Genomic DNA, 21,525 nt, shown 5'->3' with positions numbered 1-21,525 from the left:
CGGACCCACTAGGAAGGGACAAGGGCCGATAGGCCCACCACAGACCCCATAAACGAGGAAAAGCCCCCCGGTTGCCGCCGGAAGGCTTTTCAAGGCCCTGAAGGACCACGCTTTGGTTAGCGGTTCCCAGGGTAGCAAGCACGCGCGTGCGTCTCAAAGCATCGCGACCGGCTTTGTCGGTCACGATCGTGGACACACCGATGCCGGGCTACCCATTTCTGTATCTGGGCGAGGTTGCTACACCTCCCCGCGCCGCCGTCGGCGCACGTCGGCGCACCCGAGCGCCCCCGCGCTGTTCGCGCTGCCGCCGCTGCGGCTCACGCTGCCCGAAGACGCCTACACCGGCTCCGAGGACCAGCAGGCCCCGGCGTGCTGGTGGGGCCGGGAACGGTGGCTCGCTCACTGCCTGGCACTCTACGACGAGCACTACTCGGCGCTGCGCGCCGCACAGACCGTCGAATCGGTGAGCCGAAAGACGTTCGCCGCCTACGTCATCGCCGAATCCTCCGGCGCGGACTACGCCACCGGCCGCAACTCGCGCGTGACCGTCGGCCGCCTTCAGCGCGAGGTCTCACGCAGCGAATCGACCATCCACCGGTGCCGCCGCCTGCTCGCCCGGTTCGGATGCCGCACGGTCATATTCCGGGGCCGTCAGCGCACCCGCGCCGAGCGCCTGGAGTCCTGGCGGCGCAACGACCGCGCTCGAGGCTGGGCCGCCGTTTCCGCCCTCCACGAATCCACGACGCTGCCTGTGGATAACTCAGCAGCGAAAACACTCCTTGACCAGGGTTTTGGCACCCCACCGGAGCGAAGCTACGGTTCTTCTTTCATCTCACGATCAAAACTGGTTTCTTCAGCAGAAAACGAGATGAACCGACGCGCTCCGCGCGGCATCGACAAGAGGAGGCGACCCAAGCAGCACCGCGCCTACGACCAGAGAGCCCTATTACTGGCCGAGCATTGCCGCAGAGACGAACGAATGCCGCTCTGGGTACGTCAGACCAGCCGAAGCCAGCTCGCGGCGGCTCTGACGCGATACGCGGTCGCCGGGTGGCTGGTCGATGACGTGTACGGAGCGTTCGAGGAGTACCGGATCTCCGGAAAGAAGCTGATCAGCAACCCGGACAAGCCCGTCGGGTACCTGTGTCACATCCTGCGTTTCGTGCCCCCCGACGTTCCCCCGGCCTTGCTGGACCGGGCCCGGACCGTTGCCGAGGAGGAAGCCGAGCGCGCCGCGAACCGGCAGCTGTTCGCCGAGATGCGCGCGGCCGCCATGCGAGCGGCCGCCGCGGACTCCCCCGGCCGCGCAGCCGCCCGCGCCGCCGTCGCCGAGCTGGCGCACCGCAACATGGGCCAGACGCGAGCCCGCGCCCGCCAGGCCGACGCCGACGCCCGCGCACGGGCCCGCCGGACAAACGACGAGGCCGACCGGTGACCACCCCCAGTTGCGGGGGTAACCAGGTTTCCGGCCGGCCTCGGCGGAAGAAGGGATCTAGCTGGCCTTGCTCGTGGTCTGACTCGGGTACAGCCCGTGGAGCAGCCGCGATACCGAGCCGATAGACACGCCGAGTTCTGCGGCGATCTCCTTGTACTTCTTGCCCTCGGCCCGCAGCTGGCGGGCCCGCTCGCTCAGCGCCGCCGAGCGCCCCTCGAAGTCGTCGCGTGGCTCGGCGATCAGCCGCCGAATCGTCCGGTCGGAGCACTTGTGCGCGGCCGCCAGCTCTTTGGCAGTCTTCGCCCGACGCATCGGGTTCTTCGCGGTCATGTCCTATCCCTCCAAAGCGTCCGCAAGGATCGCGTCGATATCCAACCGTGAGCCACGTCGCCGATTCGTCTCGGCGATGGCCTTCCGCCGCTTCTCGGTCATCGTCTGCCCGCCCTTACGACCACGCCGGGCGAGTTCTTCCGGTCCAGCCTTCTCCGCACTTATTTTCCCACGTCGAGCCTGTTCCTCGGAGAACGACCGGCGGATGTGTCGCCACGTCCAGCGTGAGATGGATCGCGCGACCTGGTGAACCTCGGGAAACAGCAGCGGACCTTTGGTGAAGCATGACCCGATCAGCTCGACATTGCGGTCCCAGGCGTAATCGGACACCGCGGACTCCCACCGGCCGAGGTCGGTGTAGTCGCCACGGTGAGGATATGACCACTTGCGGGTGACCTCGAAAATCTCCACGTTGCGGCCCGTGTCGGTCGTCGCCAGCTTCTCCCGGCGCTCGCGAGCTCCCGCCCACTTCGGCAGCGCGCCGAGCCGTTCCAACGGATCGGCGAGTTCCTTCAGCGAGTAGACCGCGTGATCCGGCCCCCACAACGGCAAATGCTCTTGGTGCCGCGGATTCTTCGTTGTCCTGCCGCCGTAGGCCACATCCCCGCCCAACATGTTGTTGAGCCCGGATTCCACCCTGGACAGCAGGTTGACCGGCCGCCGGTGCGCTGCGTTCGTGAGGACTACCGGCGTGGCCAGCGCATACACGATGTGGCCGTTGCGCAGGTGCGGGTTCATCGCGATATAGCTCGGTGGCGGCAAACCGGCCAGGCCCACGATCTCATCAGCGCGGCCGCCGTCGTGATCGGTGATGATCAGGCTTTTCATGACCAACGGGTTGGCCTCGATGTAGGGACGCTCCAACGCCGCTTCCCTGGACATGCGGTAGTAGCCGCCATGCTTGCGCGTCGCAGCCAAAGGCCGACGCGGCAACCAGTGATCCTCGAACGGGAACGGCAGCGTGTCTACGTCGGTCCAGTCATCGACCTCGGTGTCCATGGCCAGCAGTCTGCCCTCAATTCGGGATTGATTAGGTAGGACACGCCGTAGCCACCTAATCCGGTAGTTCACGGTACGAGGTGCCTGAACAGGGTTTTCGGATTTTGATTAGGTAGGACGTTCCGAAGCCACCTAATCACATGAGTTCGCCCAGCGCTGGAGCACGGGGCGAACAGGGGGCTGCCGCGCCAACTTCGTTGGCTTGCCGCCTGGACCCCAGTGGTTACGTCGGGCCCGCCGGGGGTGCCGGTTCACCGTAGCCCTACGGCCGCCGATCGGCTGGAACCGGCGTCTGATCGGCCGGTGTGTGTCGGCGATCAGTGGCACGATCAGGCGTATGACCGACACCGAGCAGCCGTACCGGGTGGTGGACTCCCTCAACCAGGGATGGCACCGCGAAGGCGGGCCCGAGGGGCTGTACCGCGGATTCGACCCGACCACGACCAAGCTCCTGGAACACCGCACGTATGACGACATCGTGCGCGAGTTCGGCCCGGTCCGCCCGGTGCTCGGCGTACTGGCCGAGGACCGCGAGCAGCTGCGCGGCGCCCTGGAGACCGCCGGCCGGAAGGCGATCGGCTCCCTTGCCTCCGCGCTCGAGCAGGTGAACTCCGAGCTGCGGGCCTGCGCGAGCGAGCCCGGCGACAAGTACCACAGCAGCGGCTACCACTACGCTTCGCGAGCGCTGACCGCCGGGCGGCCCGGTTCGTGGGAATCCGAACGGCTGCAATCGGTCTGGATCTTCGGCAACGGGTTGAACCTGTGGCCCCGCGAAGACGGCAAAGACCCGGACGAGATGCGTGCCACGGGGCCGAACCCGAAGCGCGTCCACGTCGAGGCCCGCGACGAGATGGCCGCCGTCCTGCGCCGTTGGGTGGACTCCCCCGACCGCTACACCGAAGTCGCCGAGCACCTGGCCGCCATCGTCAGCAACTTCGCCGACGAGGCCCACGGGCCCGACGGATGGGCGAAAGTCGCCGACCAGTGGCTACAGCCCGGCGGCCTGGCGCACGAGGACATCGCCGCCTGCTACGGGCTGCTCTACAGCCAGTCGGAGCACTTCAACCCGGACAGGATCTACGCCTAGACACACACAACCGGCGGTAGCGCCCCTATGGGCCCTACCGCCGGTATATTGCGTTTCTTACCAGGTCAGACGGCTTTTTTCTTCTTGGGGATTTCCGGCCACTGCTTGCCGTCGTTGTACCGGTCCTCTAGCTCCGCACACAACTTCGAGACGGACCAGCGAAGGAACGCCTGTTGCTCATTGATCCCGGTGTGCGGATAGGTGTACGCAATCACGGATTTCATGCGTTCCTTGAGGTCCGACGGCAGCGACAACAGGATGTCCGAGGAACCGGCCAGCCGCTTGCTCCGCTCGCTCCCCTCCTCTGAATCCTTGCCTTTACCAGCAGCTTTGCCGCCGCCCCTAGGGGCCCTAGTGCCACCAGTGGCGCTAGGGCCACCCTCCTTCTCGTCGTCAGAATCGCCAGCCGGCCCCGCGGGCTTTTCGGCGCGGCGGCCGAACGGATTCCGGAGCGGCTGTGCCTCCGACGGATCGGGCAAGTCGTCCAGCGCGGACGGAATCTTGGGGGTCATCAGGCGGCCGCCTCCTTGTCGATAGCGTCGAGAATGATCGCGAAGTTCTCGGCCCAGAACCGGGATTTCGCTGTGGGCCGGGTGTGCTGGTCCATCCCCAGGCCCGCGTTCGTCAATCGTGAAATATCCGCTGCCCTCGGGAACGGCTGCCCCAACACCTGGATACCGGCGTTGGCGCAGTAGCTACGGATGTAGTCGAGGCCCTGGGCATGGTCGTTGCGGCTACCGTCCACCTGGTTGACCACGACCCCGACCAGCGGCAACACGTAATCCATGTGCTTTTCGAGGTCTTCCAGGGCTTTGAAGACCGCGAGCATTCCGTCGATCGCGTCGAGTTCCGGCGTGACCACGATGACGAGGTTGTCAGAGGCCAGCATCGTGGCCCGCGTGACCAGATCCACGGCCGGGCGGGTGTCGAAAAGGACGCGACCTTGGGATTTCGCCGCTTTGAACGCCTTGCGCACCGACAGTTCGCCGCCGGTCTGACCCAGCAACGTGTCCTGAACTTCCTGCATCTGATCGAAGCCCGACGGCGCGACGAAGATGCGGTCACGAGTCTTGGCGGGCAACACCACATCCGGCAACTCCGTGGACACCCGCCGGTCCAGAACATCGGCCATGGTGCCGGTCGGCGGCACGTTCTTGATGTGGTACCCCGTCATATGCCTGGTCGTGTTGCCCTGGGGGTCCATATCGCCGATGAGCACGGCGTCATCGGCGTTGCCCTCCTGGTCTTCCGGGGTATCGGCGGCCGCCGACGCGGCGGCCGCCTCGGCTTTGGCGGCGTGCGCGTGCGCGAGTCCGCCGACGACGAACGTTTTGCCTGGTCCGCCCTTCAAATTCATCACTGCGGTAGCAGTCATCGAGGCCCATCCTTGCCGGGGTATATGCCATATGCGAGCCCATCAACCATATCACCGGTACTGCCGCTAGGGGCGGTAACTTGCCATATGGCAGACGGGTAACTATACCCGCCATATAGGCACTATCTACGATTACTAACCCTATTCGCACTGTGGGCCCTAGTGCCCATATGGGCACTAGGGCTGATACGGTTAGCGAGTTGTTCGGGATAGACCGAGCGAGACATAGAACGCTGGCTATACGGTGTGTTCTATCAACACTATGCGACACGACCCCACAATAGACGCTAGGGGCACTATTGGGACTAGTGCCCCTATGGGCACTAGGGGACAATATCAGCACAATGGTTACTAGTGGTCATAGTGCCCATAGGGGCACTGCGGCGAAAGGATCGGATGAACACCATGACAGCGACACAGCACCTGGTCGGCGATGTCGGCAGGTTCCACCGCGCGGCGCTACGCGGCCGCGAACAGCAGCGTGACGCTGCTCTGTACGCCTGCGAGCAGCTGCACGCGGACGGGACCGAGCCCACGGGCCCCGAAGTCCGCCAGTGGCTCGAACAGCACGGCCGCACGGTCGGCCGCACAACGGTATGGAAGGCGGTCACCGAGTACCGGCACGAACACGGCTTACCCGACCTGGACGACGAACGCGGCCTGTTCAACGCCGGAGTGAACACCGAACACGACAGCGAACAGACCACCGAACAGCCTTCAGGAGGCACCACCGTGTTCACTCTCGAACAGACCGACCCCGCTGCGGGCCCTGCCCCAGAGACCGCCGAGCTTGCGCCGAGTCAAGGCAGGAGCGAACACGCCACCGAACAGGCCGAGGAACAGACCGCATCGGTGAACGTCACTGACGAAACGACTGAACAGCAGCTCACCGCTATGACGAACGCCGCCGACGCGGCGGCCGCCGAACGCTCATCGGCGGACCTGGCCGATACCAGCCATATGGGCACTATCGCCGCTACCCCGACAGCTGAACGGGGCAGCGGGGAACCTCCGACGGCTGCTGTTGCAGCGGAAGCCGGGCCCGGCCGGGCCCTACCGACCTGGCCGGTTCTGCTCATGGCCTTTCCCGCGTTCGTCGCCATCTGGTCAGGCTGGGTCGGTCTCGGCGAGGCCACCGGATTCGGCGTCGTTCACCCGCTGCCCGGCATAGCGGACAACTTCACAATCAACAGCGCCATCACACTGCCCATCGGCGTCGAGGCGTATGCGAGTTACGCCCTCTACGTGTGGCTGTCAGGGCGAATCAAGATGCAGACGACCCGGACTTACGCCATGGTCTCGGCGTTCGCGAGCCTCGCTATCGGCGCGGCCGGCCAGGTCGCGTATCACTTCATGGAAGCCCGTCACATCACCGCTGCCCCGTGGTGGATCATCACCATGGTTGCCTGCCTGCCTGTCGCTGTGGTCGGAATGGGGGCGATCCTGGCGCACCTGATCATCCGCGAACGCCACGTCGAGAACGCCTGAACACCCCCTCGCTTCTTGCATCGGTGAACACGAGCCCCCGGACAGTTGGAGCCTGTCCGGGGGCTTCATTCTGTTCGGTGAACGCATCACACAAGAGATCCAGAGGCAAGCCAACGAAGTTGGCGCGGCAGCCCTGTTCTGTCCCGTGCTCACCGAACGAGTGAACACGGGCGCGGCCGCGACGGGACGCGCGTTCACCCGTTCAACAACGGGACGGAACACCGCGCGATTCATCGAGTGGGGGAGGGCGCCTGGAGCCGCCCGCCCGCCGTGTTCACTACCGTCCAGCTGAACATTCAGCGACCGACGGAACGCGCCCTACAGTGGAACTGAACACGGCACGCAACAGACCGGACGAACAGCAGCCCGCAACGAACGAAGCCAGGACGTCTGAGTCGAGTTCGAGCCATCGCCGAGCCGACAGACGAGGGGAACACACGGGTGCCGGTGCGATCCACTTTCGAGACGGATGACGATATTGCCGACACAGCCGGATCGGCACGACTCTTGGCGAAGTTGGGCTATCTCCCCGCGGATTCACCGGACACCTTCCGGGGAGGTCTCAGCCTGCTAGTCGATCAACTCCGCCAGGAGCCCGTTCCTGCGCGCGAGATCCTGACGCGGCGAGTCGAGCAGTACGCGACCAGGGATCGGCCCTACCTTCCCCGACCGTCGCGAGAGTTCCCCGCATCCGAGACGTTCACGGCCTGGATCAACCCAGCCCGAGTACTGCTGAAGTATCCCGGCACACGATCGTTCATCCATGACACCAGCCACTCCGCCCGAAGGGCGCAGACTGGCCCAAGACGGGCCGACTACAACCCGACTGATCCGAAGTCAGGCATCTCGGAATTCGCCGAGCGAATCGCGGGGGAGCGGGGCGACCCCGACGGGCTACGCGAGTTGTTCGGCGAGCCCGACGAACCGGCGATCCAGCTCGAAGCGTGGAACATGCCGATCGGGCCGCTATTCAGAGTCGACACGAACGGCAATCATCGTCTCACGGCACTGGCCGCGCTGGCGGTCCCGTGCGTGCTCGCCGAGGTCCGACTACACACCGGTCTGTTCGACACCGCACCAGCCGCCAGCATGAACGAACTAGATGCCATCGCCGGATACCGCCGACTGCTTCAAACCTTCGGCATCGCCTCATTCTCTGACTTCGGCATGATGGGTGCGTTCGGGATCACTACCGAGTGGCCAATTCTCATCCGTGATCCCGCAAGTGCCGTGAAGTCGCTCACGTTCATGGAACGCATCAACGCTGCATCAATCACTACGAATATCGGCGGCCTGCCGCGATCCTGGTTCACTTCCGCCGACGAACTCCTCACAGCGTCACACGATCTCGGACCAGCACTTGATAGGTACGTAGCAAGGGACACAAAGCGCCGAAGGCGCCTGTTCCACAGGCGATAGCGAGGCAGATAACGGAGGTCAAATAGACGGGTAGATTGAGGTAGATCCGAGCCCGATAGGCTGGCAGTAGAAGGCTATCAATCGCAACATCTACGAGGAGAGTCCGTGGCGATCAAACAGCAAGTCGTAGTGAACATGGCCGACGATCTAACCGGCGAGCCGATCCCCGAGGGAGGCGGCCGAACTGTTCGGTTTGGGATCGGAACACCGGACAAGTTCGTGACCTACGACCTGGAACTCACCACCGCCAACGAGCAGGAGCTAGAGGACTTCCTCAGCCGATACAAGGCGGCCGCTCGCATTGTGAAGCCGGAAGCCAAGAAACGCAGCGGGAGGACGAGCGGAACCGCGGATTCAGACATCCGAAGGTGGGCCCGCTCCGCAGGGTTGGAAGTCCCTGCGCGCGGCAAAATCAGTGAAGAGATTCGAGTGGCCTACAAGGCACGGAGTGAGACGAAGAACCAGCCCGCCGGCACCCAGGCAAGGGCGGGGTAGAGGGTGGGGTAGGAACTGGGGAGAACCAACCTCAGTTCCTACCCCACCCAGTACCCCAGGCCCGAGATGTGCTCCACAGGTCAGCGCGACGCGCTGACCTGTGGTTTCCCGCTCACCCCCGCCCCTTTCTCCGCTGCGCTCCGATTTTGAAGACCACCCTTGCTCTGCGAAAAGCAAAAGATTGCATACCAAGGGTGGTCTTCAAAACCAGGGGCGGGGGTGAGCGGGAAGCCACAAAAGAAGAAGAAATAGAAAGAGAGAGTGTGTATGTGTGATGGGTCAGGTCATGTATTCCGCAGGCTCCATAAGCACATGACCTGACCCATCACACATACACACATCAACATCCCCCTGCCCCCGTTCATTCATGAAGGGGGTTCCTTCCCAACCCCTGCCCCTCCCTTCCAGGGCGGGGTTCCTCCCCCCTCGGCCCGCGCCCCCCTCCGGGGGGCTGGCCGTTCGCCGCCTACGGCGGCCCGGTCCCACATCCGTGGGCCCGCGCTCAGCGATGGGGGAGGGCGGCTTCGCACCCTCCCCCACCACTTCGGAGGAACGCCTACGGCGTCTGTATTTCGGCGACGCTGGCGCGTCGCGGAGGTTGTCCAGTCGACGTGATTGTCGGATCGTTCTAGACGTGCTTGTCTTCGGTGTCGTGTTGGTCTGCCGCGCCAACGTCTATTGCCTTGCCACCCGATCCCATCGGGTCTCGGTCCACCGTCGCCAATGTGTCTATTGACATGCGGTTATGGTTCGGATTTGCGGCGGATTTGGGTTACTATCGAGGGGTGTCTTACCGAGTTTCGCCGCTATCAAGTCGTTGAGGTTGGTTCACAAAATGCCCGATCAAAAGTCACGCACATGGATGTTTCTCGACACGGTGTCCGTGTCATCATCCATGGTTTCTGCCGTGGATTCTGTGGTGATTCTGACCGGCTCCGGTAGCCCGTACTCGTCACTGCACGGCGGCTGGATCTGTGACGTTGACCGGGCCCGCGCGTCGGCTCTGCGTCCGACTCAGGCCGAGCGGATTCGGTTGCGGCCTTCCGCCTCGAATCATCAGTTTCGGTTGTCCGCGCCTCTGCCGGTGCGCTACACCGGCGTCGATATGCCGGAAGTTCAAGGTGTGCGCCTTCCGGCGCCAGGGGAGCCGGGTAGTTCCACGATTGAGGTCCGATTGTTCTGGGCTGGAATGCAGCTACTCGAGGACACGCGGCAACGCCTCACTAGCGAGCAGGCCGACACGATCGAACGCGCGTTCCGTTCCACTTGTGCCGCTGGTTTCTACGCTCGTTCAACCGGAGTTGGCGGCCCGATCATCAGCGAGTCATTGGCCGATGTCGCCGAGCTAGCCGAGCTGTTGATTCTGGCCCGCGACTCGCGGACTGCGACGACCTTTTCAGTCGGCGGCGGGTGCGATGATGAGTCCGCCCGAGCGGTCGGATTTCTCGCATCGGGATTGCCGTCAGCTGTGACAATCGAGATGCGGGAGCAGCAGCCATGACAGTGATCTCGAAGCGCGGCAACGCGACCCCCGATAAGGGGGCGAAGCCGACCCATCCGAACCTCACAGACCGCGATGTTCAAGTGCTCGGATGGCTGCGAGAGGTCCGAGTCGCGTCCTCAGCAGGACTGCGCGCCGCCTACAGTCATTTCGGCGGCGAGGAGCTGGACCAACGTCGGTTTTCACGCCGAGTGATCAAGCTGGAGAACTCCGGCGTTCTCGGATCGGCGTTCATCACCCACGGGCGACAGCACAAGGTGTACTGGCCCGCCGAGCGAACCTACCGGTTGGCGCGGCGCGAGCTGGCCCACGATCTCCTGTTGGCAGAGTTCTCAATCTGGCTCGTTTCCCAGCGCCACGACGGACTTGCCCTGACCGACCACATTCCGGCCGACAGCTGGAGAACTCCAGCGTTCACCGCGGATCACCCGTTGAACACGAGATCCCACGCAGCCGACGGGATGCTATGGCTGCCCGACAACCGCATCGGTCTGATGGAAATCGAACTGTCGCCGAAGTCCGGCCGGAAACTGCGCACCGTCCTGGACTCCCACGCCGCGCGTCTCGCATCAACGAGCGAGCCGATCTCCGGCGTGCTCTACCTGACCACCGAGCGCGCCGGGAAGACCGTCGCGAATGCGTGGCGCGAGTTCGGCCACGCGGTTGACCATCCAGGACGATTCCAGGTACTTCACGCCGTCGATGACCTCACCCTCCAACGGTTGACCGACCTAACCGAACTCGGCTGAACATCCGAGAGGACCACGAACATGACGGCCGCACATCAGGAGCCGAATACGGCACAGTTCCAACTCTGGGACGAAGCCCCGTCCGCGCCCGCCGAGGTGCGGGCTATCGACGCCGGATATCGGCCACGCCGAACCCGCGCGGCCGCGCAATGCCCGTCGTGCCGACACCGGGCCACCAGCTTCACCGAAGACGCCCGAATGCGCGCCGATGCCGGCGTGCTCTGGTTGCACCCCGACCCGGCATCACCTGACGGTGTGCGCGAGGCATTCCACTGCCAGCGCTGCCAGCCCCGGCAGGTCGCCGACACCGGATGCGCTCAATGCTCCGAAGGCGGGCCGCTGCTCGCCGAACAGTTCGCCGCGGATTCGGCACCGGGCCGAGTGCCGGCCGAAGTCGCGGCCTGGCTCGCGCGCCAAGGATGGAACACCGACAACGGGCGCCTGACCTGCCCCAACCACCACCAAGGCCAGAGCTACCGCGACACCAAGCCCTACCGGACCTAGCGCAGCTCCCGCAGGCTCACCACCCAGCCGAGCCGAGCCGAAGGCGGTTCCGTCCCAGCCTGACGGCTCGGAGAAGGTTCGGAGAGCAGACGGCGGCCGCGCGCCGACGACGCGCTGACCTGCACGATTTCACCAGCACATCACTCGGCAGCACCCCGACCGCCCGGCGGTCCCCTGGCCAGCCGGATTCCCGCCCCGAGCTGGACTGAGCCACGATGCCCGACCCCCGGCCGCCACCGACAAGGCCGAACATGTCTCCGCGTGCGCTCCGAGCCTTGTCACCGCCACCGGCCGCCGAGCTACGTCGCCTGCGTCCAACACCGGAAGCGGGAGACCCAGCAGGGCCCAGGCCCCGAGCCTGCCGAACATCAGGGAGCCACCATGAGCGCCGTCACCGTCGAAATCACCGGCCACCTCGCCACCGACCCGGCCGAACTCCGCATCACCCCGACCGGAGAGTCCGTCACCAGCTTTACCGTCATCGGCAACGACCGGCGCCGCGACGAGAGCGGCGAATGGGTCGATGCCCGGTCCACCAGCATCCGCGTCACGGTCTGGGCAGCCCTGGCCGAGCATGTGGCCGAGACCCTGACCAAGGGAACCCTGGTCAACGTCACCGGTGACCGGCTCACCGCGGACCTGTGGACCGACCGCGACGGCCAGCCCCGCGCCACCCTCGAAATGCGCGGCGTCCGCGTCCGCGTCGATCTGGCGACCCAAACCGCCAAGGTCACCCGAGCACCGCGCCCGGCCTGACTACGCCGGTTCCCCGAACGGGGCCCGGCAGCCGATCTGGCCGGGCCCCGGCCCTCTTCCATCGAGCGCGCGAGTGACTTTCGCCCGAAGCGCCCGAGACCCGAGGAACAGAAGAACGCAAGACCCGGACGGTTGGAGCCCGTCCGGGTCTTGCCCATCCACTGTAAGTGCCGGCCGTAGCCTTGACTTCCGGCAGGCTGTGGCACCGCGGCCTCCGGCCGCGCGGGATCTTCGCGGGAGCGTGGTGTGTGTCCCTCTCGGCATGGCCTGATCTGAGGGCTATCACATCAACCTCGGGCATCAAGCGCGCTCCTTCGTCGCGTCGGCAAGCCGATGGCCAAGGCCACCCTTGACACCCGAGGTTGATGTGATCGAGACGCCCTCAGGCCACACCGAGAGGGACACACACCACACAGCCGACCTCACCGCTACGACCCGAACAATCGCGGCCTGCGGCCGCGGAAAAGCATCCGCTCGCCGCGGGGGCAGGCCGCCCAAAAGGGTGGGCAAAACACCGACCAATTAGGCGACTATTCAGACCGTTTCGGAGTGATATGGATCACGGCCCGAGTTGATCGAACCTGGTTGCATAGTACTATGGCCCCATAGTACTATTAAAGTATAAGGAGCGAGGGAAGGAAACAGGGGAGATGATCGTGACCGAGAAATTCACACTCTGCGAGGAATGCACCTGCGAGGTTGTCAACGCCGACTTTTCCGGCCGCGACTTCTCGGACTTGTCCGAGGACGACCGCGCGTCTCGAGATGCCTCGATTGACGCGATGGGAATTGTCGTTCTAGCCGAGATCCGCTCAAACGGATATTTCACCTGCTTTGTGTGCGACGAAGTATCCGCAGGCGACGCAAACATTTTCGAGACCATCACCTAGAGGGAGAGATGATGCACGTTCCGAAAATCATCGGATATACCGAATGCCCCCACTGTGACGAGTGCCCAGTGTGGGACGACGAAGGAATCGGGTGGCGCGGCTGGTCGAAAAGCTGCCCAGTCGATCCCGGCGCGTTCTGGCGAAAACCAAAACTCATCGAACAGCAGCGCTGACAATCGGCGCGCTAGCCGCCCAACCAGCCAAGGAGAACAACAGCAATGACCACAAACACCCCCGCCGTTGTTAAGGGCCTCACCCTGTACGTGTACCGGGACGCATCTGCCGAATCCGACCATACGAACGGCGGCATCACCGCCACCGCTACCCGTCTCACCGTCGTCGGCCTCACCGTGCAAGACCTGGGAGGCGCGGTTACCCCAATCCCCGATTGGCGGGTATCGCCCCCCACCGAGGACGCCCCGCCCGTCGTAGCCGTCATCCAACGCCGTTGGCCCGGAACGGGTTACACGGTCTATCTCGCGCCGGTCGAGATCGAAGACGGAGCAATCCGGTATTCATCCGGCCGCATGTACATGTTCGGCGGAAACTTCGCCGCTACCCATGACAGCCGATTCAGTGCCGCCCTGGCTGCCCAGCTGGGCTACCAGCCCGACGCGGTGCGCGTCCACGACCGCACCGAATAACCCCCCCGGTCGCTCACGGTCTGGACTGTCGGAACCAGTCCAGACCGCAAGCCGACCCGATCCAGCAGCCGAGACGAAATCGACTCGCAACGCGAGCCGACAGGAAGGAACACCCGACATGAAGCGTCTGACCATTTCCACCGCCGCAGATGTCCGCCGATGGGACACCTACATAGTCACCGTGCCCGACAATTTCGACCCTGACGCCGAAGCCAGCGACCGCGAAATTATCGAACTACTGTCGCGCGGAAAGGGCGAGCACCAGGGCACAGACTACGAATTTGAACACGACAACGTGCCCGACGATATCGAGATAACCGAGATCACGGCAGCCGACGACTAAACCCCGACACGGCAATAGCCCGGACACCCCGCCATCGTCCAGGCTATTGCCCGCCGGAGAAATCGCCCTACCGCTCAACGCCCAGAACAGGAACCCCGGCCACATGTACAAATGCGATGAATGCCGACGGCCGAACGACAACGGTTACGCCATCTGCGACGAATGCGACAACAAAGGCCGCGAGGAGCGCCGACGCGCTTTTGTCGCGATGTACGGGACACCTAAAACCTGTTGGATGTGCCATAAGGAAATGCCGCCCTGGCGAGATGACCCATGGTGCCAGCTATGCGCCGGTGCCTACGAAAACCGCAAAATCTCCTAGCGCGCAGCGAACTAGCCCCGAGAAGGTGAGAGCCCGGACGGTCGGAACCCGTCCGGGACCTCACCCCGAATTCTCTCATGTCCCCGCCGACAGCCACGCCCGGCCACGCCCCCCGCGAGCACGGGGAAGACCCACCAGCCAACGAGAAAGACCACGACATGACAACCATCAGCACCCCCACCGATGCGCCCGCGACCATCGAGCACGCCGACGAAGACCACCGGTACGAGGACCACGGCAAAATCTATTTCTATTTCGCCGATGGCGGTTGGCGTTTGGACTCGACCAGCGTCGACGGTTACCCGCTCGACGGGCTAGACGGGCTGGACTGCACCTATGGCGGATGCCCGAACTACTGCCAGACGTGCCAGACCCCCGAGGCGACGGCCGAGCGGAAACAAGTCCACGCGACACCGTTGCCGACCGGGCGCGAAGTGCTCGACATGTTGGCCGATTGGTTCGGATATTCGCTGATCAAGAAGACCGAGAAGAACTGAGACGAGCACCAGGCCAGCGCGGGCGAGGGCCGCTATGCCGCAGGTCACATCCATTGGAATTGCATAGTACTATGGGAACATAGTACTATTAGGTTACCGGCGGAGAGGCCGCCGGAACCGACCAGGAGGCAAGAGAAATGGCGACAGCGACGAAGGCGAAGAAGTCCACGCGCAAGAAGTACAGCCAGGCCGACCGTGCCGCCCGCGATGCCCGCCGTGTGGCAGATGACGCGATCCGCGAGGCAGCCGCCGAGCTGCTGAGCGACCCCGAGCAGGTGGCCCAGATGATCGCCCAGCTCGCGCGCCTGACCTCCCCGAAGCTGTTGCGCTACTCGCTGCGAAACGTGGCGCTGATCTTCAAGCAGGCCGCCGACCGTGGGGTAACCGTGACCGATGTCGACACCTTCAAAGGGTGGCACCAGCGCGGGCGCGGCGTGCGCAAAGGCGAACGCGGGCTACGTATCGTCGCCCCCAAGGGTCGCCAGGCCGCCGAGGGTGCCGACGGAGAAGCCGCCGAAGCGCCCGCCGAGGTGATCGAGGTTGACGCCACGAGCGGCGAGGGCGAGGGGGCGCCAGCCCGCGCGCGTTTCCGGATGATCACCGTGTTTGACGTTTCCCAAACCGAGGGAATCGAGGATTTCGAGGACGAACCGGTCGAGCCCGCGCCCGTCGCCGAACCGGCGGCCGCGATCCGCGCGCGGCTGATCGAGCAGTTCGACGCCATCGGCTACACCGTCACCGAGGGCGCCGAGCCAGGCACCGACGACGACGCGCACACGGTCACCGTGCCCGAAGGTCAGCCACTCCCCCAGCTCGCGCAGGCACTCGCCGCACTGCTCACCCGCCCCGCCGCTGACTGAAAACCCCACGCCACACCCGCGAACGCCCTGGACCGTCGGAACCGGTCCAGGGCGTTCGCATTTGGTGGGAGATCCACACCCGGAAGGCCGGCGGTGGGACCGGGCCGGGGCCATCGAGGCCCCAGCCCGGTCGGGCCGCGGGTACCTCCACGAGCGGCCCTCGGTCCGAGACGCGACCACGCACGGGCGCGCGTCAGTCCCGCGCCTAGCGTTTGACCGATCAGGCCGCGACCTCGAACAACGTCAGCGGCACCACGCCAGCCGCGCGCTGTTCGGCGCGCTCGCGCGCCGCGCACGTCGGCCCGATGCCAGCGTTCACCGACCCCGCCGAGATCAACCACCCTGCGCAACGGCGGCAATGGGCTACCCGGCGCACGGTGGGCTGTTCGACTGTCGCGGCCATGCGCGTACTCCCCTCGGTCGTGCCTATCCCGTTCGAGCCTGACACAAGGGTCTGACAATTTCCCTCGCGGGCGAGGCTGAATCAGGCTCGCGCGCAAGTACATCGGTCGAACGTTCGCGGGGAGCACGACACGGTGGCGCAGGTCACAGTCAATGGAATTGCATAGTACTATGGCGACATAGTACTATTGAGTTACCGACGGAGAAGCCGCCGGAACCGAAATCGAAAGGCCATACACAATGAGCTTCGCTCTCATCGACATCACCGACGCCGCCCACGAACTGGGATTTCCCTTCCCCGTGAGCATCGAGAACAGCGTCACCGTCGATCAGGTCGCCAACGTCCTCGCCGCCGCACGCGACGCCTTCCCCACCAACGCCGTCGGATCGTGGCGGGTGCCCTTCCACATCCCCCAGCTGCGCGACGGCGTTATCGAAAACGTCGACATGGTGATGGTTGTCCGCGTCGACAAGGCCGGACACCCCGCCGCAACCATCCTCGCGTGACCCCCGACCGGCGGCCACCGGCGCGCGCACCGCCACCGGCGGCGAGAACCCCCAACGAATGACGCAGGCACCGGGTAGTCGATAGCTACCCGGTGCCTGCCACCCAGGAACTTTAGGTGAGAGGCACCAACCGTGACAAGCAATAGCACCAACGACACCGCCGCGACCAGGACAGACATGCTCGACAAGGTGCGCAAGCTCCTAGCGCAAGCCGAAAGCGTCGCAGGCACACCCGAGGCCGACGTGTTCAACGCCAAGGCGTTCGAGCTGATCGCGAAATACGGCATCGACGAAACCGCGGCCCGCGAGCAGAGCGGGCGAGGCCCCGCACCGATCGAGATGGTGGAGTTCCTGATTACCGGCCAATACCAGACCCAACAAGCGGCGCTGCTTCACGTCCTGGCCAAGGCGCTGCACTGTGCGCCACTGAGTGACGGCCGAATCCCCGGCCGAAACAACCAGCTCGTCTACGGCACCACCGGCCACATCGAACGCCTGCGGGTGCTGTTCGCGACCCTCATGCCGCAAATGCTGGCCGGAGCCGCACGAGTCCGGCCCCACCAGGGCGCACGGGTCGGAACCAAGGCATACCGAACCTCATGGATGCGGGGGTTCGCCGCGACCGTGAACGAACGCCTAACGGCCGCCGAGAACAACGCCGCCACCGAATCCGAGCCCGGCACCGCCCTGGTGCTGGTCAACGACAGCAAACGAGCAGTCGAGGCGATGCACGACGAATACGGCGGCCAAATCAAAAAGACCGTCAGCCGAGTACGTCACGACAACGCAGCCGCCGCCGCCGGCGCGGCCGCTGCCCGCCGAGTGAACCTCGGTCAGACCGGCCTCAACGGTCGCCGCGCGCTCGGCTGAAAACACCTGCCCGGCTAGAACGCGGGTCGGAGTCCGTACGACTCCGACCCGCCCACGGGCCGACGCCTTGCCCCTTTCCTTCTTGTGCCTGACCGCCCCCGACGCCGAAACACCGACCGCAAGGACCCCCGGATGCCCGCTCCCACGCCGATCGTGACCGTCGCCGCCTACGCGGTGAACTGCCTTCCCGATAACCACCCCCTCGCCGCACAGTTCCGCCTCCACGTCCGCCGCTACCGCGGATCGTGGGTGATTGAGCACCAGGGCGAATTCCTCACCCTGAACCAGGAACTAGCCCTCGAACCCGAACTTTTCGACACCGCCGAACACGCCTTGGCCCTCGCTACCGCCTACGCGCCCACCATGCGGTTCCACGGCCGCCAGCCCGCCGACATCCTTCAGGACGAAAAATGAGCACGAGCACCACGCCCATCCCGGCTAGTACTATGGCACCACAACGCCACGAGTGCAGACCAGGAGACATAGCCATGACCGACGCGCCGAAGAAGACCGCCACCGTGGGAAACAAGGGCCGCATCGGTGCCTACCTGACCCCCGACGAAGCCGAACGAGTACGCGGCGCATACCAATTCGGGTGGCTCCAAGACAACAGCGGCTCGCTCAGCGACTTCGTAAAGTCCCTTGTCCTGGCCGAGGTCGAACGCCTCGAGAACGAACTGAACGGCGGCGAGGAATTCCCGTCGGTGAAAGCCGGCGCGGTCCGCACCGTCGCCATGCAACAAATCGCCGACAAACGCCAGCCCAAACCCTGAACGGCCAAAACCATGCCACGCGCACACTTCCACCGCCCCTGGCGGATCGCACGATGGACAATCACCGGCGAGTCCACCGTAACCTGGGCATTGATCCCCAGCACATGCCCAGCCTGCCCAGAATGCGGCGGCCGAGGCGGACACCCTGTCGTCTTCAGCGACGGCACCACCGACATGTCCGATTGCGGTGTGTGCTTGGACCGGCGCATCCTGGTACGCATTCCGGCCTGGCTGAACCGCATCCTGCCCGGCCCGCCGCTGCACTGGAGCGCACCGTTCCCGGCCACCATGGAGGCCAACAACGTTGGCTGACAACATCATTGAACTGTGAGCTACCGCGACACCAAGCCCTCCCGCGAAAACGCAGCTCCCGCAGGCTCACCCACCAGCCGACTCAACGCCGAGGTGGTCAACGGTGGTCGGGCGGCCCTGCATGGGATGATATGGGCGTGGCTCGCCGTCGTTCCCAGCGGCGCTGCCTCTCCTGCCGCAGCGCCCTCCCGCGCGACGCGAATCCGCGCCGCCGGTACTGCGGCCCGGCCTGTGTCGCCCGTGCCTACCGGGACCGCAAGCGCCGTGCGCAGAGCTACGACCGGTTGGTGATCGAGGGGCGCGCCCTGGTCGCCGGTGTCGAGCCTGAGATAGGCATCATCTGTCCGGGCTGTGGGTGGCGGATCTATCCCGGCAGCCCTGCGCTGCGAGCGGATGCGCGGCATTGCTCCGCAACGTGCCGACAGCGCGACTACCGGGCCCGCCGTGGAGCACCATCGACGCAGTACAAGCGGGTTTATCACCGCCGCCACGGTGACGATGAACCATGACGGATAGCCGTAACGGTGTCACGCCTACCGTCATGGACGCGGGTTGCGCCTTCCTCACCTGGCAAGCCAGTACATCTGGCACCTCCCGCAGTGACCACGCCCGACGCTGAATCGGGTCACCTAGGCTTTCTGGACTATGGCCAACAGGGACCAGAAACTAGCGAAGGTGCTTCACCGGAACACGGGGATCTCCCATGCGCGTGTGCTGGGCTTAATCCGCGAGGTCCCGCGCATCGCCGATCTTCCCGCCGAGATCCATGAGACCGACGACGCAGACCGTGTTGTCGAGATCCTGCGGGAAGCAAGCAGGACGGCGAACGCGGAGCCTGGCCCGACGACCACCGCGCGCGCAAGCGGTGATGATCCATCGGAACCGATGTTCAGCGCGAGCGATCACGCCGGCACGCCGTCGCCCATCACCGCGCCCGACGCGACCGCGCCGATCTACCCGAGCTTCCGCGCCGCGCGATAGGCCATAGTGCCCATATCGCCCATATGGCTGACCCCCTATAAGCATCCTTGTAGGGGGTCAGCCGAGGAAGTGATATCAGGTATGCTGTGGTTGCCATCATTGATGGCCTACAGCGCCGCGCTATCAGCAATGATAGCACCGGTAAGGGAGTTGATATCGCGATGAAGAACGTGACCATCCGAAAACTGAGCGACGAGGTACACCGCGCGATCCACCAGCGCGCGGCCGCGCACGGCCGCAGCATCGAAGCCGAGATGCGCGCGATCCTCACCGAAGCGGTGAAACCGCCCGAACGGATCAAGCTCGGCACGCTGCTCGCCAGCGTCATCAGCGAGGAGAACCGGCTCACCGAGGACGAGCAGGCCGCCTACTTCGGCCGCGACAAGACCCCGGCCGAGCCGATGGTGTTCGGCCAGTGATCATCCTGGACACCAACGTCATCAGCGAGCCCACCACCAAGGCCCCGGACGAACGGGTCACAGCGTGGCTGGACGCCCAGGCCATCGAGACCCTGTACCTATCGGCCGTCACCGTCGGCGAACTCCGGTACGGCATCGCCGCGATGCCCGTCGGCCGCCGCCGCGACGAGTTCGCCGATTGGCTGGAGAACTACACCGTGCCCGCGTTCGCAGGGCGCATCCTGGCCTACGACCTGGACGCCACCGCGGAATACGCCCGCCTGATGTCGGCCGCGCGCACTGCCGGGCTGGCTATCGCCACCGCCGACGGCATGATCGCCGCCACGGCGGCCGCCGCAGGCTTCACCGTCGCGACCCGCGACACCTCGCCGTTCGAGGCCGCCGGAGTGCCCACCATCGACCCGTGGCATACGGGAGGATTGCAGCCATGACCCGCCGAACCCGCTACGGGTACCGCCGAGAGCCGTTCATGGACATGCTCAATCTGTTCGGGATCTTCGGTCAGTTCGCCGTCGTGACAGCTCTGATCGTCTACCACGTACTTCTCTGATCATTCCGCCGAATCGCTACGGCCACTACGCTTTTCGTGTTCGCTCGCCCTCAGCTGAGAGTCTGAGCCGACCGCGCTGACCTATACGACACGAGGACCGAATGACAACGACCTACACCGCCGACGAGATGCGAGCAATGCTCGAAACCTACGCGGCCGCAGCCGATTCCCGATACCAGCGCGCCGCAATACATCTACTCGCCTTCACCGAACTACTTGGCCGCGCCGGGCTGGCACATCACATCGAAACCGGCACCGTCGATATCGACGGTCGCGCGGTGCCCGCTGCATGGGTTCGTGACTGGGCCGCCCTGGGCCGCCTCGAAGGACTCGGGTACCTCAGCGGCGGCGAGGAGCGGTTCGTCAAGCTCGCCGCCAGCATGGCCCACGGCACCCCGGTTGATCTGCGCGGTGCGCTCAGCTCGCTAGGCCACGAGCACGCCCGTTGCGTTCTCGAAGCCGTCGCGATCTGTCTCGAAGCCGACAAGAAATACACGATCAACCCCACACCCGCATTCCTCGAGGAACAGCGGTTCGAGGAACAGCTACTCGCCGATGCGTTGCGTCGCCGCGGATTCGGCCCCGACGGCGAACCGTTGCAGGGCACCGGCACGCCATGACCACCGAGCCCGCGCCGGAACGAGTCTGCCTGCCCTGGGGATTCCTGCCTGTCGGGAAGAAGGTCCGCGCCGTGTGCGCGTGCGGATTCGTCACCACCCCGCGCGTGAACAAGGACCGCGCCGTTTACGCGCTGACGACAGAGCACGGCTACACCGACCCCGTGTGCGTGTTGTGCGGTCGTAATCACCTCGAAGGGCGGTCGCTGCACCACTGGGAGGCATTGCGCAACAAGCACATCGAGATTCTGACCTACGAACACGGGCCGTTCGTTGTCTGCCGGGGAACGCCGCAGTCCTGCCGCGACCTCACCGACCAGAAGATGTTGCACCTGGGCCGCACGGTCGCTGAGGGCTTCGGTATCGAGATGCCCCCGCCAAGGCTTCGGCTGGTCTAGCC

29 protein-coding genes are annotated in these 21,525 nt (G+C 65.0%); 24 read left to right on the top strand and 5 right to left on the bottom strand.

The window, feature by feature from the left end; translation table 11 throughout:
- Window positions 1-112 precede the first annotated feature (112 nt).
- On the top strand, window positions 113-1,435 hold the full coding sequence (locus tag NS1_RS34175; RefSeq protein WP_062991242.1) for a hypothetical protein: 1,323 nt from the start codon (window positions 113-115) through the stop codon (window positions 1,433-1,435).
- Between the two features lie 57 nt (window positions 1,436-1,492).
- Here the strand turns inward: NS1_RS34175 and NS1_RS34170 are convergent, their stop codons facing one another.
- Window positions 1,493-1,765 (bottom strand): sigma factor-like helix-turn-helix DNA-binding protein, encoded by a 273-nt coding sequence (locus NS1_RS34170; protein ID WP_062991241.1) that lies wholly within the window; start codon window positions 1,763-1,765, stop codon window positions 1,493-1,495.
- Window positions 1,766-1,768: 3 nt separating this feature from the next.
- Complete coding sequence (locus NS1_RS34165) at window positions 1,769-2,764, bottom strand: replication initiation protein (protein WP_062991239.1); 996 nt, start codon at window positions 2,762-2,764, stop codon at window positions 1,769-1,771.
- A 337-nt stretch (window positions 2,765-3,101) separates the two neighbouring features.
- Here NS1_RS34165 and NS1_RS34160 point away from each other — a divergent pair, with 337 nt between their 5' ends.
- On the top strand, window positions 3,102-3,851 hold the full coding sequence (locus NS1_RS34160) for a hypothetical protein (RefSeq protein ID WP_063816351.1): 750 nt from the start codon (window positions 3,102-3,104) through the stop codon (window positions 3,849-3,851).
- Between the two features lie 65 nt (window positions 3,852-3,916).
- Here the strand turns inward: NS1_RS34160 and NS1_RS42020 are convergent, their stop codons facing one another.
- Both NS1_RS42020 and NS1_RS34150 read right to left on the bottom strand, forming a co-directional pair.
- Entirely contained in the window at window positions 3,917-4,363 is a 447-nt protein-coding gene (locus NS1_RS42020; RefSeq protein WP_255284802.1) for a hypothetical protein, read from the bottom strand.
- Window positions 4,363-5,226, bottom strand: coding sequence for a ParA family protein (locus NS1_RS34150; protein ID WP_157125546.1), 864 nt, complete (start codon window positions 5,224-5,226; stop codon window positions 4,363-4,365). Before NS1_RS34150 ends, NS1_RS42020 begins: the two co-directional genes overlap by 1 nt.
- A 396-nt stretch (window positions 5,227-5,622) precedes the next feature.
- Between NS1_RS34150 and NS1_RS41390 the strand changes: the two genes are divergently transcribed.
- The 12 genes from NS1_RS41390 (at window position 5,623) to NS1_RS34090 (ending at window position 15,694) form a co-directional block, all read left to right on the top strand.
- A complete protein-coding gene (locus tag NS1_RS41390) occupies window positions 5,623-6,714 on the top strand; it encodes a hypothetical protein (protein WP_218019999.1) in 1,092 nt (363 codons plus the stop codon).
- Between the two features lie 441 nt (window positions 6,715-7,155).
- Window positions 7,156-8,133 (top strand): hypothetical protein, encoded by a 978-nt coding sequence (locus NS1_RS34140; protein ID WP_062991234.1) that lies wholly within the window; start codon window positions 7,156-7,158, stop codon window positions 8,131-8,133.
- A gap of 105 nt (window positions 8,134-8,238) precedes the next feature.
- Window positions 8,239-8,628 (top strand): histone-like nucleoid-structuring protein Lsr2, encoded by a 390-nt coding sequence (locus NS1_RS34135; RefSeq protein ID WP_062991232.1) that lies wholly within the window; start codon window positions 8,239-8,241, stop codon window positions 8,626-8,628.
- A gap of 835 nt (window positions 8,629-9,463) precedes the next feature.
- Entirely contained in the window at window positions 9,464-10,129 is a 666-nt protein-coding gene (locus tag NS1_RS40525; RefSeq protein WP_157125545.1) for a hypothetical protein, read from the top strand.
- Window positions 10,126-10,878 (top strand): hypothetical protein, encoded by a 753-nt coding sequence (locus NS1_RS34125; RefSeq protein ID WP_157125544.1) that lies wholly within the window; start codon window positions 10,126-10,128, stop codon window positions 10,876-10,878. The genes NS1_RS40525 and NS1_RS34125 overlap by 4 nt, the downstream gene beginning before the upstream one ends.
- Window positions 10,879-10,899: 21 nt before the next feature.
- Window positions 10,900-11,382: a hypothetical protein gene (locus NS1_RS34120; protein ID WP_062991227.1), complete on the top strand. Its 483-nt coding sequence runs from the start codon at window positions 10,900-10,902 to the stop codon at window positions 11,380-11,382.
- A gap of 381 nt (window positions 11,383-11,763) precedes the next feature.
- A complete protein-coding gene (locus NS1_RS34115) occupies window positions 11,764-12,138 on the top strand; it encodes a single-stranded DNA-binding protein (RefSeq protein ID WP_062991225.1) in 375 nt (124 codons plus the stop codon).
- Window positions 12,139-12,794: 656 nt separating this feature from the next.
- A complete protein-coding gene (locus tag NS1_RS34110; protein WP_157125543.1) occupies window positions 12,795-13,028 on the top strand; it encodes a hypothetical protein in 234 nt (77 codons plus the stop codon).
- 218 nt (window positions 13,029-13,246) lie between these two features.
- Entirely contained in the window at window positions 13,247-13,672 is a 426-nt protein-coding gene (locus NS1_RS34105) for a DUF8317 domain-containing protein (protein WP_157125542.1), read from the top strand.
- Window positions 13,673-13,790: 118 nt separating this feature from the next.
- The gene (locus tag NS1_RS34100) at window positions 13,791-14,015 is read left to right on the top strand and encodes a hypothetical protein (RefSeq protein ID WP_062991219.1); all 225 of its coding nucleotides are present in this window, start codon (window positions 13,791-13,793) and stop codon (window positions 14,013-14,015) included.
- A 480-nt stretch (window positions 14,016-14,495) separates the two neighbouring features.
- Window positions 14,496-14,834, top strand: a complete 339-nt coding sequence (locus NS1_RS34095; protein ID WP_062991217.1) for a hypothetical protein — start codon at window positions 14,496-14,498, stop codon at window positions 14,832-14,834.
- A 137-nt stretch (window positions 14,835-14,971) separates the two neighbouring features.
- Complete coding sequence (locus tag NS1_RS34090; protein WP_062991215.1) at window positions 14,972-15,694, top strand: ArdC-like ssDNA-binding domain-containing protein; 723 nt, start codon at window positions 14,972-14,974, stop codon at window positions 15,692-15,694.
- A 220-nt stretch (window positions 15,695-15,914) separates the two neighbouring features.
- On the opposite strand, the gene NS1_RS34085 is transcribed toward NS1_RS34090, so the two are convergent.
- The gene (locus NS1_RS34085; protein ID WP_062991213.1) at window positions 15,915-16,097 is read right to left on the bottom strand and encodes a DUF6011 domain-containing protein; all 183 of its coding nucleotides are present in this window, start codon (window positions 16,095-16,097) and stop codon (window positions 15,915-15,917) included.
- A gap of 239 nt (window positions 16,098-16,336) precedes the next feature.
- On the opposite strand from NS1_RS34085, the gene NS1_RS34080 reads away from it, so the two are divergent.
- From NS1_RS34080 to NS1_RS34040, 10 genes are all read left to right on the top strand, one after another.
- Window positions 16,337-16,603: a hypothetical protein gene (locus NS1_RS34080; protein ID WP_062991211.1), complete on the top strand. Its 267-nt coding sequence runs from the start codon at window positions 16,337-16,339 to the stop codon at window positions 16,601-16,603.
- Between the two features lie 132 nt (window positions 16,604-16,735).
- Complete coding sequence (locus NS1_RS34075; RefSeq protein WP_157125541.1) at window positions 16,736-17,473, top strand: DUF2786 domain-containing protein; 738 nt, start codon at window positions 16,736-16,738, stop codon at window positions 17,471-17,473.
- 132 nt (window positions 17,474-17,605) lie between these two features.
- Window positions 17,606-17,887: a hypothetical protein gene (locus tag NS1_RS34070; protein ID WP_062991207.1), complete on the top strand. Its 282-nt coding sequence runs from the start codon at window positions 17,606-17,608 to the stop codon at window positions 17,885-17,887.
- Window positions 17,888-17,961: 74 nt separating this feature from the next.
- Window positions 17,962-18,246: a ParB family protein gene (locus NS1_RS34065; RefSeq protein ID WP_062991205.1), complete on the top strand. Its 285-nt coding sequence runs from the start codon at window positions 17,962-17,964 to the stop codon at window positions 18,244-18,246.
- Between the two features lie 957 nt (window positions 18,247-19,203).
- Window positions 19,204-19,539, top strand: coding sequence for a hypothetical protein (locus NS1_RS34060; RefSeq protein WP_062991203.1), 336 nt, complete (start codon window positions 19,204-19,206; stop codon window positions 19,537-19,539).
- A gap of 161 nt (window positions 19,540-19,700) precedes the next feature.
- Window positions 19,701-19,958 carry a FitA-like ribbon-helix-helix domain-containing protein gene (locus NS1_RS34055; protein ID WP_062991201.1) on the top strand — a complete coding sequence of 86 codons (258 nt, stop codon included), beginning with the start codon at window positions 19,701-19,703 and terminating at the stop codon, window positions 19,956-19,958.
- Window positions 19,955-20,389 carry a type II toxin-antitoxin system VapC family toxin gene (locus tag NS1_RS34050; RefSeq protein ID WP_062991199.1) on the top strand — a complete coding sequence of 145 codons (435 nt, stop codon included), beginning with the start codon at window positions 19,955-19,957 and terminating at the stop codon, window positions 20,387-20,389. Before NS1_RS34055 ends, NS1_RS34050 begins: the two co-directional genes overlap by 4 nt.
- A complete protein-coding gene (locus tag NS1_RS42015) occupies window positions 20,386-20,508 on the top strand; it encodes a hypothetical protein (RefSeq protein WP_255284801.1) in 123 nt (40 codons plus the stop codon). The genes NS1_RS34050 and NS1_RS42015 overlap by 4 nt, the downstream gene beginning before the upstream one ends.
- 101 nt (window positions 20,509-20,609) lie before the next feature.
- The gene (locus tag NS1_RS34045; protein WP_062991197.1) at window positions 20,610-21,128 is read left to right on the top strand and encodes a hypothetical protein; all 519 of its coding nucleotides are present in this window, start codon (window positions 20,610-20,612) and stop codon (window positions 21,126-21,128) included.
- Window positions 21,125-21,523 carry a hypothetical protein gene (locus NS1_RS34040; protein WP_062991195.1) on the top strand — a complete coding sequence of 133 codons (399 nt, stop codon included), beginning with the start codon at window positions 21,125-21,127 and terminating at the stop codon, window positions 21,521-21,523. The genes NS1_RS34045 and NS1_RS34040 overlap by 4 nt, the downstream gene beginning before the upstream one ends.
- Window positions 21,524-21,525 lie beyond the last annotated feature (2 nt).

The organism is Nocardia salmonicida NBRC 13393, assembly GCF_001613085.1.
In the GTDB taxonomy this organism is placed as follows: domain Bacteria; phylum Actinomycetota; class Actinomycetes; order Mycobacteriales; family Mycobacteriaceae; genus Nocardia; species Nocardia salmonicida.
This window is presented reverse-complemented; position numbering and strand designations above follow the sequence as displayed.

Coding starts and splice junctions, on each gene's coding strand:
- NS1_RS34055 (WP_062991201.1), top strand. CDS start 19,701: ATGAAGAACGTGACCATCCGAAAACTGAGCGACGAGGTACACCGCGCG.
- NS1_RS34125 (WP_157125544.1), top strand. CDS start 10,126: ATGACAGTGATCTCGAAGCGCGGCAACGCGACCCCCGATAAGGGGGCG.
- NS1_RS34040 (WP_062991195.1), top strand. CDS start 21,125: ATGACCACCGAGCCCGCGCCGGAACGAGTCTGCCTGCCCTGGGGATTC.
- NS1_RS41390 (WP_218019999.1), top strand. CDS start 5,623: ATGAACACCATGACAGCGACACAGCACCTGGTCGGCGATGTCGGCAGG.
- NS1_RS34120 (WP_062991227.1), top strand. CDS start 10,900: ATGACGGCCGCACATCAGGAGCCGAATACGGCACAGTTCCAACTCTGG.
- NS1_RS34105 (WP_157125542.1), top strand. CDS start 13,247: ATGACCACAAACACCCCCGCCGTTGTTAAGGGCCTCACCCTGTACGTG.
- NS1_RS34160 (WP_063816351.1), top strand. CDS start 3,102: ATGACCGACACCGAGCAGCCGTACCGGGTGGTGGACTCCCTCAACCAG.
- NS1_RS34060 (WP_062991203.1), top strand. CDS start 19,204: ATGGCCAACAGGGACCAGAAACTAGCGAAGGTGCTTCACCGGAACACG.
- NS1_RS34090 (WP_062991215.1), top strand. CDS start 14,972: ATGGCGACAGCGACGAAGGCGAAGAAGTCCACGCGCAAGAAGTACAGC.
- NS1_RS34065 (WP_062991205.1), top strand. CDS start 17,962: ATGACCGACGCGCCGAAGAAGACCGCCACCGTGGGAAACAAGGGCCGC.
- NS1_RS34170 (WP_062991241.1), bottom strand. CDS start 1,765: ATGACCGCGAAGAACCCGATGCGTCGGGCGAAGACTGCCAAAGAGCTG.
- NS1_RS34045 (WP_062991197.1), top strand. CDS start 20,610: ATGACAACGACCTACACCGCCGACGAGATGCGAGCAATGCTCGAAACC.
- NS1_RS34070 (WP_062991207.1), top strand. CDS start 17,606: ATGCCCGCTCCCACGCCGATCGTGACCGTCGCCGCCTACGCGGTGAAC.
- NS1_RS34150 (WP_157125546.1), bottom strand. CDS start 5,226: ATGACTGCTACCGCAGTGATGAATTTGAAGGGCGGACCAGGCAAAACG.
- NS1_RS34165 (WP_062991239.1), bottom strand. CDS start 2,764: ATGGACACCGAGGTCGATGACTGGACCGACGTAGACACGCTGCCGTTC.
- NS1_RS42020 (WP_255284802.1), bottom strand. CDS start 4,363: ATGACCCCCAAGATTCCGTCCGCGCTGGACGACTTGCCCGATCCGTCG.
- NS1_RS34080 (WP_062991211.1), top strand. CDS start 16,337: ATGAGCTTCGCTCTCATCGACATCACCGACGCCGCCCACGAACTGGGA.
- NS1_RS34100 (WP_062991219.1), top strand. CDS start 13,791: ATGAAGCGTCTGACCATTTCCACCGCCGCAGATGTCCGCCGATGGGAC.
- NS1_RS34115 (WP_062991225.1), top strand. CDS start 11,764: ATGAGCGCCGTCACCGTCGAAATCACCGGCCACCTCGCCACCGACCCG.
- NS1_RS34095 (WP_062991217.1), top strand. CDS start 14,496: ATGACAACCATCAGCACCCCCACCGATGCGCCCGCGACCATCGAGCAC.
- NS1_RS40525 (WP_157125545.1), top strand. CDS start 9,464: ATGCCCGATCAAAAGTCACGCACATGGATGTTTCTCGACACGGTGTCC.
- NS1_RS34085 (WP_062991213.1), bottom strand. CDS start 16,097: ATGGCCGCGACAGTCGAACAGCCCACCGTGCGCCGGGTAGCCCATTGC.
- NS1_RS42015 (WP_255284801.1), top strand. CDS start 20,386: ATGACCCGCCGAACCCGCTACGGGTACCGCCGAGAGCCGTTCATGGAC.